The organism is Streptomyces sp. NBC_00122, assembly GCF_045160845.1.
GTDB lineage: Bacteria > Actinomycetota > Actinomycetes > Streptomycetales > Streptomycetaceae > Streptomyces.
This window is the reverse complement of sequence record NZ_CP108191.1, coordinates 1,494,982-1,507,520: the sequence shown is the minus strand read 5'-3', so window position 1 is coordinate 1,507,520 and position 12,539 is coordinate 1,494,982. Positions and strand designations below refer to the sequence as shown.

11 protein-coding genes and 1 riboswitch are annotated in these 12,539 nt (G+C 72.7%); of the genes, 9 read left to right on the top strand and 2 right to left on the bottom strand.

The annotated features are described in order from the left end of the window. Positions 1–126 precede the first annotated feature (126 nt). Together trpD and OG737_RS07130 are read left to right on the top strand one after the other, a co-directional pair. Complete coding sequence (trpD, locus tag OG737_RS07135) at positions 127–1,218, top strand: anthranilate phosphoribosyltransferase (protein WP_405921305.1); 1,092 nt, start codon at positions 127–129, stop codon at positions 1,216–1,218. An 89-nt stretch (positions 1,219–1,307) separates the two neighbouring features. Further along, positions 1,308–1,424: riboswitch (SAM riboswitch) on the top strand. Between the two features lie 216 nt (positions 1,425–1,640). Then, on the top strand, positions 1,641–3,041 hold the full coding sequence (locus tag OG737_RS07130; RefSeq protein ID WP_405921304.1) for an aminotransferase class V-fold PLP-dependent enzyme: 1,401 nt from the start codon (positions 1,641–1,643) through the stop codon (positions 3,039–3,041). Between the two features lie 130 nt (positions 3,042–3,171). On the opposite strand, the gene OG737_RS07125 is transcribed toward OG737_RS07130, so the two are convergent. Both OG737_RS07125 and OG737_RS07120 read right to left on the bottom strand, forming a co-directional pair. Beyond that, positions 3,172–3,453 carry an Lrp/AsnC ligand binding domain-containing protein gene (locus OG737_RS07125; protein ID WP_328925285.1) on the bottom strand — a complete coding sequence of 94 codons (282 nt, stop codon included), beginning with the start codon at positions 3,451–3,453 and terminating at the stop codon, positions 3,172–3,174. After that, positions 3,450–4,184: a rhomboid family intramembrane serine protease gene (locus OG737_RS07120; RefSeq protein WP_328925284.1), complete on the bottom strand. Its 735-nt coding sequence runs from the start codon at positions 4,182–4,184 to the stop codon at positions 3,450–3,452. The genes OG737_RS07125 and OG737_RS07120 overlap by 4 nt, the downstream gene beginning before the upstream one ends. Positions 4,185–4,318: 134 nt before the next feature. Between OG737_RS07120 and OG737_RS07115 the strand changes: the two genes are divergently transcribed. The 7 genes from OG737_RS07115 (at position 4,319) to OG737_RS07085 (ending at position 12,539) form a co-directional block, all read left to right on the top strand. Further along, entirely contained in the window at positions 4,319–4,558 is a 240-nt protein-coding gene (locus OG737_RS07115) for a hypothetical protein (protein ID WP_053676058.1), read from the top strand. Positions 4,559–4,598: 40 nt separating this feature from the next. After that, on the top strand, positions 4,599–5,963 hold the full coding sequence (locus OG737_RS07110; RefSeq protein ID WP_328930243.1) for an NYN domain-containing protein: 1,365 nt from the start codon (positions 4,599–4,601) through the stop codon (positions 5,961–5,963). A 252-nt stretch (positions 5,964–6,215) separates the two neighbouring features. Continuing rightward, positions 6,216–7,244 carry an NlpC/P60 family protein gene (locus OG737_RS07105; RefSeq protein ID WP_328925283.1) on the top strand — a complete coding sequence of 343 codons (1,029 nt, stop codon included), beginning with the start codon at positions 6,216–6,218 and terminating at the stop codon, positions 7,242–7,244. 221 nt (positions 7,245–7,465) lie between these two features. Further along, positions 7,466–8,509 carry an NlpC/P60 family protein gene (locus OG737_RS07100; RefSeq protein WP_405921303.1) on the top strand — a complete coding sequence of 348 codons (1,044 nt, stop codon included), beginning with the start codon at positions 7,466–7,468 and terminating at the stop codon, positions 8,507–8,509. A 25-nt stretch (positions 8,510–8,534) separates the two neighbouring features. Continuing rightward, positions 8,535–9,644, top strand: coding sequence for a hypothetical protein (locus tag OG737_RS07095; RefSeq protein WP_405921302.1), 1,110 nt, complete (start codon positions 8,535–8,537; stop codon positions 9,642–9,644). Between the two features lie 24 nt (positions 9,645–9,668). Next, complete coding sequence (locus tag OG737_RS07090; protein WP_328925280.1) at positions 9,669–10,811, top strand: glycosyltransferase family 4 protein; 1,143 nt, start codon at positions 9,669–9,671, stop codon at positions 10,809–10,811. A gap of 111 nt (positions 10,812–10,922) precedes the next feature. Then, a complete protein-coding gene (locus tag OG737_RS07085) occupies positions 10,923–12,539 on the top strand; it encodes a GMC oxidoreductase (RefSeq protein ID WP_405921301.1) in 1,617 nt (538 codons plus the stop codon).

The window sequence follows — 12,539 nt, the reverse complement described above, 5'->3', positions numbered from 1 at the left end:
ATTTCGGTCAGTCCTGGTGTCGCCACGGCGAGAGCCCCGTCCAGTGTCTGGACGGGGCTCTTTGCCGTCCCTGGGGCTCGATAGGGTGGAGTCCTCAGTGCTTGCCGACGGATCCAGGAGCAGACCATGAGCGGTCAGAGTCCGGCTGACGCCGGTGGGGTGCCGGCCCTCCCCCAGACTCCGTCCGGGGGTACCCCCAATTGGCCGGGCGTTCTCGACGCTCTGCTGACCGGCCAGGACCTGCGCGCCGACGACACCGCCTGGGCCATGGACAAGATCATGCGCGGGGAGGCCACCGACGCCCAGATCGCCGGCTTCGCGGTCGCACTGCGGGCCAAGGGGGAGACGGTCGCGGAGATCAACGGCCTCGTACGGACCATGTACGAGCACGCCAACCTGATCGAGGTGCCCGGCCGGACGGTGGACATCGTCGGCACGGGCGGCGACGGGGCCAAAACGGTGAACATCTCGACGATGTCGGCGGTCGTGGTGGCCGGTACGGGTGCCAAGGTGGTCAAGCACGGCAACCGGGCCGCGTCCTCCGCGAGCGGGGCCTCGGACGTCCTGGAGAAGCTCGGCGTCAACCTCGACCTGACCCCCGCGCGGGTCGCCGAGGTCGCGGAGGAGGCCGGCATCACCTTCTGCTTCGCGGTGAAGTTCCACCCGGCGCTGCGGCACGTGGCCGCAGCCCGCAAGGAGCTGGGCATCCGGACCACCTTCAACTTCCTCGGTCCGCTGACCAATCCGGCGAAGGTACGGGCCCAGGCGACGGGCGTGGCCGATGCCCGGATGGCCCCGATCGTGGCGGGCGTGCTCGCCGAGCGGGGCTCTTCCGCGCTGGTCTTCCGCGGCGACGACGGCCTGGACGAGCTGACCACGACCGCGACCTCGCGGGTGTGGTGGGTCCGCGACGGCAAGGTCTCGGAGCAGCCCTTCGACCCGCGGGACGTCGGCATCGCCCTCGTCGACGTGTCGGAGCTGCGCGGCGCGGACGCCTCGTACAACGCTGACGTCGCCCGCCGCCTGTTCTCCGGCGAGACGGGCCCGGTCCGCGACGCCGTCCTGCTGAACTCGGCGGCCGCCCTGGTGGCCCTGGACCCGGGCACGGGCACCTTGGAGGAGCAGATCGCGGCCGGCATCACCCGCGCGGCGGAGTCGATCGACTCGGGTGCGGCCCGGGCCGCGCTGGAGCGCTGGGTGGCGGCCAGCAACGCCTGATTCCGATTGATCGTTTTCGGCCAAGCCGCCGGTCCGCCATTCGGACCGGTGGCTTGCGCACGGGGGATCATGTGGCAGGATGCTGAACAGGTCACGAGTGACAGCGTTTAGGCCCCGGCTTGCTGTCCGGCAACCCTCCTTCCGTGGCGGGGTGCCCCGGGTGATGACCAGGCCGTAGACAGAAAGGTCTACGGCAAGCGCGGATCCCTCGACACCAGGGGTCCTGGTCTATCGAGGAGCGTTTTTCCGTGAGCAAGCGAATGCGATAGGGCGACTCCGCCCCTTCTTCACCCTCGGATCAGGGTCACTTCCGTGTACCCGCCTTCGGTCCGGGGACTTCCCGTACCCCCGTCGGCCGCCGAGCCGTACCCGCGTACGGGCACACCGAAGCCATTCACCCCTGCCTGCCGGGAGATTCCGCCATGTCCGCATCCCTGAACGTCGTCACCGCCGCCGCTGATACCGCTGCCGCCGCCACCGCCGTCGACCCCGCCTGTGCCGAGCCGCTGCCGGTCCTCGGCCGGGACGTCACCGTCCCGCTCGTCACCGGTGGCGAGGTCACCTACGCGGCCCTCGACTACGCGGCCAGCGCCCCGGCGCTCCAGCGGGTCTGGGACGACGTCGCCGCGTACGCCCCGTACTACGGCAGCGTGCACCGCGGCGCCGGATACCTCTCGCAGCTCTCCACGGACCTCTTCGAGCAGAGCCGCGTCACGGTCGCCGGGTTCCTCGACTGCCGCCCCTCCGACCAGGTGATCTTCACCCGGTCCACCACGGACTCCCTGAACCTGCTCGCCGCCGTGCTCCCGGCCGGCTGCCAGGTCTTCGTCTTCGAGACCGAGCACCACGCCTCGCTGCTGCCGTGGGTGGACGCGCAGGTCACCTACCTCAACGCCCCCCGCACCCCGGACGAGGCCGTCGCCACCCTGGAGCGGGCCCTGGCCGACCGGGAGCCCCACGGCCCGGCCCTGGTCTGTGTCACCGGGGCGTCCAACGTCACCGGTGAGCTGTGGCCGGTGAAGGAGCTCGCGGCCGCCGCGCACGCCCACGGCGCGCGGATCGTCCTGGACGCCGCCCAGCTCGCCCCGCACCACCCCGTCTCCGTGCAGGACCTCGACGTGGACTGGGTCGCCTTCTCCGGCCACAAGCTGTACGCCCCCTTCGGCTCGGGCGTCCTCGCCGGGCGCGCCGACTGGCTGCGGGAGGCCGAGCCGTACCTCGCGGGCGGCGGCGCCTCCCGCAAGGTCGCCCGGCGCGAGGACGGCGGTGTGGACGTCGAGTGGCACACCACCGCCGCCCGCCACGAGGCCGGCTCCCCGAACGTCATCGGCGTCTACTCCATCGCCTCCGCCTGCAAGGCCCTGACCGAGGCGGGCTTCGAGAACCTGGTCGCCCGCGAGCGCCACCTCATCGCCAAGGTCCGGGAGGGCCTGGCGGACGTCCCGGCGGTCCGCGTCCTGTCCCTCTTCGGGGACGACGCGCCGCGCGTCGGCGTCATCTCCTTCGTGGTGGACGGCTGGAACAGCTCCCACTTCGCGGCCGCCCTCTCCGCCGAGTACGGCATCGGCGTCCGCGACGGTCTCTTCTGCGCCCACCCGCTGGTCCGCACCCTGCTGGGCAGCGAGCCGCAGGCCCAGGGCGAATGCGGCGCCCCGGAGGCGGCCCCGGGGGAGCGGTCCCTCAACGCCATTCGCGTCAGCTTCGGCGCCGGCACCCCCGACGAGCACGTGGAGCGCTTCGTCCGCGCGGTGAAGGAGCTCGTCGCGGACGGCGCGAAGTGGCAGTACCGCACGGAGGAGGGCCGCTGCGTCCCCGCCGTCTGACGGGCCGCGGGGCATGACGCAGGGGGTTGCGACGGCGACCGCGCGGCCACGTCCGCCGGCTCGCCGAGGGCCGCCCCGCCCGGCCGGGCGGGGCGCTGCCCACGCTGAAAACAGGCCGCTTAGGCGCCGCTTAGGCGTCGAGACCGATCGCGAAGGCGGCTTCCAGGTCGTGCTGGGAGTACGTACGGAACGCCACGTGCGTGTCCGTCGCCTCGACGCCCGGGATCTTGCTGATGCGGCCCGGGATGATGTCCGCCAGGTTCTCGTGACGGGCCACGCGGACCAGCGCGATCAGGTCGTACGTCCCCGTGACGGAGTAGACCTCGCTGACGCTTTCCAGCGCGGCGATGGCCTCGGCGATCTCGGGGATGCGGTCCACGCTGGTCTTGATGAGCACGATCGCGGTGATCACGGCTGGCTGTCTCCCTCGGTGGCCGTCGCTGGTCGCCCCACTGTAGTCGTACGCCGATAGCGCGCCCACGCGTACAAGAAGCCGACCGAGAAGCCCACCAGGTGGGCCAGATAGGCGACGCCCGGCCCGCTGCCCGCCCGGTGCGCGGCCACCCACTGGAGGGCGAACCAGAACAGCAGCACGATCCACGCCGGGAAGCGCAGCGGCAGGAAGAGCAGGAACGGGAACAGGCTCGTCACCCTGGCCCGCGGCAGCAGGTACAGGAAGGCGCCCAGCACCGCCGAGATGGCCCCGGACGCCCCGACCAGGGTCTGTGAGGACCCCGCATTGGCCGCCGCGTACACCGCCAGGGCCACGTAACCCGTACAGACGTAGAAGAAGAGGAACGCCGGGCGGCCCATCCGCTCCTCCGCCATCGCGCCGAAGACGTGGAGGAAGAGCATGTTCCCGAGCAGGTGCAGCCAACTGCCGTGCACGAACAGTGCGGTCAGCGGGGTCAGCCAGGCCCGCGGGGTGCCGGTGAAGAGCTCGTCCGGGACGACGCCCCAGCGGCGGAAGTAGTCGGTCCCGGCGGTCAGCAGCCCGTCGCCCGTCCCGTAGACGGGGTTCAGCCCCGAGGCCGGGCTCAGTACGAACACCACCGCGCAGCCGGCGATCAGCGCGTGGGTGACCACCGGTCCCCGGGCGGCCTCGCGGACGGCCTGCCACCTTACGATCATGTGACAGAGCATGACGCAACCCGGCCCACCTGAAGCGGTGGCAGGCCGTAGGGTTACGAGCCGCGGTCTGCCCAAACGGCCCGGACGGCTCAGCAGACCGCTTTAATTGAAACAGCTACGAACGCTACGAAGGAGAGAGCGGCCTGATGACGGTTCCCCAGCCGACCGACACCACCCGGTGGCGCTGCACCCTGTGCGGCAACCTCACGCGTTTCGATGTCACCCGTTCGTCGAAGGTCGTGGAGTACATCCACCTGGACCTCGCCGGGGAACCGAAGGTCGAGGAGCGCGAGGTGGTCAATGAGACCATCGAGTCGGTCCGCTGCCGGTGGTGCAACGCGGTGGACCAGATCGAGCTCGTGGACAGGCCGGGCGCGGACTCCTGAGGGAGCCGTGCCCACAGGTAGATCACGGTAGGGGTGACGGATTGTGGAGCCAGCAAGCGGCGCTGAGCCGGCCGACGCGGCCGGCGACGCCGCCGAGGTGCTCGACCGCCCGCTGCCGGAAGGCGTGCGGCGCCGGGTCGTCGCGCTCGTCTCGGACGCCTTCGGCGCGCTGACGGTCGCGGACCTTCCCGCGCAGCTGCGTCAGTACGCCCGGTTCACCCCGACCCGGCGCGCCAAGTTCGCGGGCAACGCCATGGCCGCGGCGGTCGAGACCGACCCGGTGTTCCGCGGTCGGGTGGCCGAGAAGCTGCGCGAGGCGCAGGTGGAGCTGGCCGGCGCGCTGGAGTCCGGTGCCCCGCCCGCCGCCGCCGATCCGCTGGACGTGGCGGCCGCCGCGTACGTCCTGCGGCCGGTCGGCTGGGTCAAGCTGGTGGCCGCCGCGGGCGAGGAGGCGCAGCGCGCCGACGCCGAGCGGGTCGGCGAGGAGACCCGGCGCGAGCTGGACCGGCTCCGCGAGGAGCTGGCCCAGGTACGGGAACTGCAGCGCACCGGCGGCGAGCAGGTGCGGGCCGAGCTGGAGGCCTCGCGCAAGGAAGCGGAATCGCTTCACCGCAAGCTGCGCAGCGCCCTCAGCGACGTCAAGCGCGGCGACGCGGCCCTGCGCAAGCTGACCGCCGAGATCGACGGGATCCGCGGCGAGGCGGCCGCGCGCGTGGCCGCCGCCGAGAGCGAGACCCGGCGGCTCAAGTCCCGGCTCGCGGAGGTCGAGTCGGCGCTGGAGACCTCGCGCCGGGCCACCCGCGAGGGGCGCAGCATCGAGGACATGCGGCTGCGGCTGCTGCTGGACACCGTGCTGGACGCGGCGGCGGGGCTGCGCCGCGAGCTGGCGCTGCCTCCGGTCAACACCCGCCCGGCGGACACCGTGGACGCGGTGGAGCCGGGCCGGATGACGCCCAAGGACATCGCGGCGCGTGCCCTGTCGGAGACCGATCCGGCGCTGCTGGACCAGCTGTTGGCGCTGCCCCAGGCCCATCTGGTGGTCGACGGCTACAACGTGACCAAGACGGGCTATCCGACGATGCCGCTGGAGAAGCAGCGGCTGCGGCTGCTGGGCGGGCTGTCGATGCTGGCCGCGCAGACGGGCGCGGAGATGACCTGCGTCTTCGACGGGGCGGAACTGGCGGCCCCGGTGCTGCTCGCGCCGCCGCGCGGGGTACGGGTGCTGTTCTCCAAGGCCGGGGTGACGGCGGACGAGCTGATCCGCCAGCTGGTGCGCGCGGAGCCGCCCGGCCGGCCGGTGGTCGTGGTCTCCACGGACCGGGAGGTCGCCGACGGGGTGGCCGCCGCGGGTGCGCGGCCCGTAACGTCCGCTTTGTTGCTGAAGCGGCTTTCGCGCGTTTCGTAACTCCTCGCCCTGATGCCGGAATTGATAGGGCTTGCAGGGGACGCACCGTCAAGTGCCCGGCACAGAGCGTGCGCTGCGGGTAAAGAAGCTGGTCGGGGACCAAGTTTTTTCCCGGCAGGATTTGAACTGATCACAGATGGGTCACTAGGGTCTGCTCAAACCTTCGTGCGGTGGATCACTCATTCGGGGTGACGGCGGAGGTGCTGCCGAGTTGCGTTCTTCGGCGGCTCTAGGAAGAAGGAGCTCGCCTCCGTGGCGTCCCACCGTCGACCCAAGCAGCCGAACCGCACCCGCGTGACCGTACTCGGCGCCGCCGCCGCAGCAGTCGTCGCCCTCTCCGCCCAGAGCGCCTCCGCCGCTCCGGGGAAGCCGAGCAAGGACGAGGTCAAGTCCCAGGTCGACGCGCTCTACGAAGAGGCGGAGCAGGCCACCGAGAAGTTCAACGGGGCCAAGGAGCGCCAGGAGAAGCTCGAAAAGGAGATCGGGCAGCTCCAGGACCAGGTCGCGCGCGGCCAGGGTGACCTCAACGAGCTGCGCAGCACGCTCGGTTCGATGGCGAGCGCCCAGTACCGCAACGGCGGCATCGACCCCTCGCTCGCCCTCCTCCTCTCCGAGGACCCCGACAGCTACCTCGACAAGGCCTCCACGCTGGAGCACCTGAGCGGCAAGCAGGTCGAGGCGGTCCAGAAGATCCAGGCCAAGCAGCGCACCCTCGCGCAGCAGCGCCAGGAGGCCGCCGGCAAGCTCGCCGACCTCGACGCCACCCGCAAGGAGCTCGGCGAGAAGAAGAAGGTCTCGCAGGAGAAGCTCGCCGAGGCCCAGGCCCTGCTCAACACCCTGACCGCGCAGGAGCGCGCGGCGATCAAGGACGACGAGGCCCGCGCCAGCCGCAGCGACAGCCAGCGGGTCGACCTCGGCAACGTGAGCGCCTCCGGCCGCGCCGGAGCCGCCCTGGCGGCCGCCAAGACCAAGCTGGGCTACACGTACCAGTCCGGCGGCACCGGCCCGACCGTCTACGACTGCTCGGGTCTGACCCAGTGGGCGTACAAGCAGGCCGGCGTGAACATCAGCCGCGTCACCTACACCCAGGTCAACGACGGCACGCGCATCAGCCGCAGCCAGCTCCAGCCCGGTGACCTGGTCTTCTTCTACGACGACCTGCACCACGTCGGCCTCTACGCCGGCAACAACATGACGCTGCACGCCTCCAACCCGCGCAGCGGCATCAAGTACGAGTCGATGGACAACATGCCCTTCCAGTTCGGCGTCCGCGTCGGATGACGCGCCGCACACCGCCCATCCGGGCGAATTGAGCGGACCCGCTCTGACCACACGCCCCGCCGGTGACCTGCGTCTCCGGCGGGGCGTCACTGTGTGTGCCCCCCGGTGGTCGTTGGTCGGTGCCCGATCGCGCCGCTACTGTCTGCCAGCGCGGAACCCGGCACACGGCCGTCCACGGAGGGCGGACCCGGGCCCCGCACAGCGGAAGGGAGCGGTTCCACGTGGCATCCCATCGCCGGCCCGGGCCCGGTGGCCTCGACCGGAACACGAAGGCCGCCGTCCTGACCGCCGCCGCGGCCGGCGCCGCGGTCGTCATGGCGGGAGCCCCCGCGGGCGCGGACCCGGGCCTGCCGCAGGAGCCCTCGGGCGGTGTCCGCGCTCAGGTCGACCGGCTCTTCGAGGAAGCCGAACAGGCCACCGAGCGCTTCAACGAGGCGGGCGAGAAGGCCGACCGGCTCCGCTCCGAGGCCGACCGGGCCCAGGACGCCGTCGCCCGCGCGCAGGACCGCATCAACACGATGCGGGGCATCCTCGGTACCTTCGCCGGGGCCCAGTACCGCAGCGGCGGCATCGACCCCACCGTCGCCCTGCTGCTGTCCGCGGACCCCGACGCCTACCTGGAGCAGGCCGCCGCCCTGGAACGGCTGACCGGCCTCCAGGCCCGCCAGCTCGACGAACTCCGCGAGGAGCAGCGCCGGCTCGGCCAGGAGCGCCGCGAGGCCGCCGGCAAGCTGGCCGAACTCGACGCCCTGCGCGCCGACGTGGCCCGGCACAAGCGCTCCGTCACGGCGAAGCTCGCGGCCGCCCGGCGGCTGCTGGGCGCCATGAACGCAGAGCAAAGGGCCGACTTCGAGCGCGCCTCGCGCGCGGGCGGCCGCCCCGGCGCCCAGCCCGACTTCCCCTCCTTCGGCCCCTCCTCCGGCCGCGCCGGGGCGGCCGTGATGGCGGCCCGGTCGGCGGTCGGCCGCCCGTACGTGTGGGGCTCCACCGGCCCCTCCGGCTTCGACTGCTCCGGGCTGATGGTCTGGTCGTACCGCCAGGCGGGCGTCTCGCTGCCGCGCACCTCGCAGGCACAGCGGTACGCGGGACGCCAGGTCCCGCTGTCGCAGGCGCGCCCCGGCGATCTGGTGACGTACCGCTCGGACGCCAGCCACGTGGGCATGTACGTCGGCAACGGCCAGGTGGTGCACGCCCCCTACCCCGGCGCCAGGGTCCGCTACGACCCGGTCGGGATGATGCCGGTGTCCTCGGTCACGCGCCCCTGATCCAGGCCGTGCGTACGATCGGGTGATGTTTCCGGGTCGTCGTCTCCTGCGCGTACTGCCGCTCCTGCTGTGCGTCCTGCTGGCCGGATGCGGCGCGCTGCGGCCGGCCGGCACGGCCGAGCGGGACATCCGCCGGGCCGTCACCGACTGGTCGCGGTCCGAGCCGGGGCAGCCGGCGGGGATCCCGGTCGAGGACCGGGCGTACGCGGTGACCTCGGTGCGGCGCGACGGCGTACGGGCCCTCGTACGGGCGGAGCTGCGCTACCGGCTGACCGGCTACGACGCGGCCCCGACGGGATCGGCGCGCGAGCTCGACCTGGTCATGGACGGCGGGAGCTGGCGGGTCCGCACGGACCGGCCCGCCCCCGGGGCGCTGCCGCAGCTGTGGGACCAGGGCCCGGTGCAGGTGGTCCGGGGCGAGCGCTCCCTGGTCCTGGGCGGGGCCGGCGCCCCCGACCTGGCCGGGATCTCCGCCGAGGCCGACCGGGCGGTGCCCGTGGCGAGCTCCGCGTGGCCGAAGCCGTGGGCGGGGCGGGTGGTGGTGCTGGTCCCCGGATCCCTGGAGCGGATGGCGGAGCTGCTGGGCGGGTCGGCCGACGCGTACCGGGGGCTGGGCGCCGTCACCACCGGCCGGGTGGGCGCGGGACCCGCTCCGGCGGACCGGGTCGTGGTCAACCCGCAGGGGTGGGCCGAGCTGGGCGAGGCCGGCCGGCGGATCGTACTGACCCACGAGGTCGCCCACGTGGCCACCCGGGCGTCGACCACCGCCTCGACCCCGCTGTGGCTCTCCGAGGGCTTCGCGGACTGGGCTGCGTACCGGGGCGGGTCCACCACGCCGCAGCAGGGCGCCCCCGCGCTCGGCCGGGCCGTACGGCGGGGCGAGGTGCCCGGCGAGCTGCCCCCGGCGGAGGCCTTCACCTTCGGCGGCGACCCGGAAGCGGTGGCCCGGGCGTACGAGGGAGCGTGGCTGGCCTGCAGGCTGATCGCGGACCGGTGGGGGGAGGCGGCGCTCGTGGGCCTCTACGAGCGGGCGGGGCGCGAGCCGCTGCCGGTGGCGCTGGACGAGGCGCTGGGCGTGGACCTGGCCGGGCTGACGCGCGCCTGGCAGGAGGCACTGCGGGAGGAGCTCCGCTGAGGACGTCCGGTACGTTGGCAGGCGATGCACAAGACGCTGATCGTGACCAACGACTTCCCGCCGCGACCGGGCGGTATCCAGGCCTTCCTGCACAACATGGCGCTACGGCTGGATCCCGACCGGGTCGTCGTCTACGCCTCCACGTGGAAGCACAGCGCGGAGGGCCGCGAGGCCACCGCGGCCTTCGACGCCGAGCAGCCGTTCCAGGTCGTGCGCGACCGCACGACGATGCTGCTGCCGACACCGCGCGTGACGCGGCGGGCCGTGGGCCTGCTGCGCGAACACGGCTGCGAGTCGGTGTGGTTCGGGGCGGCGGCCCCGCTCGGTCTGATGGGCCCGGCGCTGCGGCGGGCCGGGGCCCGGCGCATCGTGGCGACCACGCACGGGCACGAGGCGGGCTGGGCCCAGCTGCCGGCCGCGCGGCAGTTGCTGCGGCGGATCGGCGAGGGCACGGACACGCTGACGTACCTGGGGGAGTACACCCGCTCGCGGATCGCCTCGGCGGTGACGGACCGGGCGGCGGCCCGGATGGTGCAACTTCCGCCGGGGGTGGACGAGAAGACCTTCCACCCGGAGTCGGGTGGTGCGGAGGTCCGGGCCCGGCTGGGTCTGACCGACCGCCCGGTCGTGGTGTGCGTGTCCCGGCTGGTCCCCCGGAAGGGGCAGGACACCATGATCGAGGCGATGCCGCGGATCCTGGCGGCGGTGCCGGACGCGGTGCTGCTGATCGTGGGCGGCGGGCCGTACGAGGCGGACCTGCGGGAACTGGCGGTGTCCGTGGGCGTCGCGGACTCGGTGCTCTTCACGGGAGCGGTCCCGTGGGCCGAGCTGCCCGCGCACTTCGGGGCCGGGGACGTCTTCGCCATGCCGTGCCGGACCCGGCGGGGCGGGCTGGACGTCGAGGGGCTCGGGATCGTCTACCTGGAGGCTTCGGCGACGGGCCTGCCGGTCGTCGCGGGAGACTCCGGCGGAGCCCCTGACGCGGTGCTGGACGGAGAGACGGGCTGGGTCGTCCGGGGCGGCGAGCCGTCCGAGGCGGCGGACCGGGTCGTCGCTCTGCTGCAGGACCCGGCCCTGCGGGCGCGCATGGGCGAGGCGGGCCGTGCCTGGGTCGAGGAGAAGTGGCGCTGGGACCTCCTGGCGGACCGCCTGCGCGAGCTGCTGTAGTCCTGCGGCCGCGCCGGTCGGCGCGGCCGCCGCAGCCATGCCTGACTGTCTCTCAGATGTCTGGCAGCACCGCGTATGGGTGGAGGGCCGGAATCCGCCCATCATGCGGCCATGACACCAAATCTGACGCGCCGTCATGTCCTCGGACTGGCCGCTCTCCAGACCGCCTCCGCGCTCGGGTTCACGCGGATCGGGCTGTCCTCCGCAGCCGCCGCCGAGCCGCAGGCCGCGCAGTACGCGCCCGCCATCGTCGTCGGCTCCGGCTACGGCTCCGCCGTCGCGGCGCTGCGCCTCGGGCAGGCCGGCGTACGGACCGTCGTCCTCGAAATGGGCCGGCTCTGGGACACCCCCGGGCCCGACGGCAAGGTCTTCCCCTCCACCTCCGCCCCCGACCAGCGGTCCATGTGGTTCCGCACCCGCACCGAGGCCCCGCTCGCCCAGTTCCTCTGGCTCGACGTGGTCAACCGCGACATCAGCCCCTACCCCGGTGTCCTGGACCGCGTGAACTACGGCGACATGTCCGTGTACGTGGGACGGGGGGTGGGCGGCGGATCGCTGGTGAACGGCGGGATGGCGCCGACGCCCAGGCGCTCGTACTTCACCGAGGTGCTGCCCGGCGTGGACGCGGACGAGATGTACGGCACCTACTTCCCCCGCGCCCGGGCCATGCTCGGCGTGAACGACATCGACCCGGGCTGGTTCGAGTCCACCGAGTGGTACCGCTTCGCCCGGATCTCCCGCAAGCACGCCCAGAACACCGGCCTGAAGACCGTCTTCGTCCCCAACGTCTACGACTTCGGCTACATGCAGCGCGAGGCGGCCGGTACCGCCACCAGGTCCGCGCTCGCGGGCGAGGTCATCTACGGCAACAACCACGGGAAGAAGAGCGTCGACAAGACCTATCTCGCCGCCGCCCTCGGCACCGGCAACGTCACCATCGAGACCATGCAGCGCGTGGTCGGCGTACGTCCGGACCCGGCCGGGGGGTACGTGCTGACCGTGCGGACCAGCGACCTCACCGGGCGGGTCACCCAGACCCGCGAGCTCGGCTGCCGGCAGCTGTTCCTGGGGGCGGGAAGTCTGGGGACCACCGAGATCCTGCTGCGGGCCCGTGAAACCGGCACGCTGCCCGCGCTCAGCGACAAGGTCGGGCTCGGTTGGGGCCACAACGGCAACGTCATGACCGCCCGCGCCAACCACCTCTGGGACACCGTCGGCTGCAACCAGGCCACCATGCCCGCCCTGGGCATCGACGACTGGGACAACGCCTCGAACCCGGTCTTCGCCGAGATCGCCCCGCTGCCCATGGGCTTCGAGCACTGGATCTCGATGTACCTGGCCATCACCAAGAACCCCGAGCGCGGCCGATTCACCTACGACGCGGCCACCGATGCGGCCAAGCTCACCTGGCGGCGGGACCAGAACACGCCCTCGGTCAACGCGGCGAAGAACCTCTTCGACCGCATCAACCGGCGGAACGTGACCATCTACCGGTACGACCTCTTCGGCGAGAACAGGGCCTTCGCCGACAACTTCACGTACCACCCGCTCGGCGGCTGCGTCCTCGGCGACGCGACCGACCTCTACGGCCGGGCCAAGGGCCACCAGGGGCTGTACGTGGTCGACAGCTCCCTGATCCCCGGCTCGCTCGGCGTGAACCCGTTCGTGACGATCACGGCCCTCGCCGAGCGGAACATGGCGCGGATCCTCGCCGAGGATCCGCGCTAG

Coding starts and splice junctions, on each gene's coding strand:
- trpD (WP_405921305.1), top strand. CDS start 127: ATGAGCGGTCAGAGTCCGGCTGACGCCGGTGGGGTGCCGGCCCTCCCC.
- OG737_RS07115 (WP_053676058.1), top strand. CDS start 4,319: ATGACGGTTCCCCAGCCGACCGACACCACCCGGTGGCGCTGCACCCTG.
- OG737_RS07085 (WP_405921301.1), top strand. CDS start 10,923: ATGACACCAAATCTGACGCGCCGTCATGTCCTCGGACTGGCCGCTCTC.
- OG737_RS07095 (WP_405921302.1), top strand. CDS start 8,535: ATGTTTCCGGGTCGTCGTCTCCTGCGCGTACTGCCGCTCCTGCTGTGC.
- OG737_RS07120 (WP_328925284.1), bottom strand. CDS start 4,184: ATGCTCTGTCACATGATCGTAAGGTGGCAGGCCGTCCGCGAGGCCGCC.
- OG737_RS07090 (WP_328925280.1), top strand. CDS start 9,669: ATGCACAAGACGCTGATCGTGACCAACGACTTCCCGCCGCGACCGGGC.
- OG737_RS07130 (WP_405921304.1), top strand. CDS start 1,641: ATGTCCGCATCCCTGAACGTCGTCACCGCCGCCGCTGATACCGCTGCC.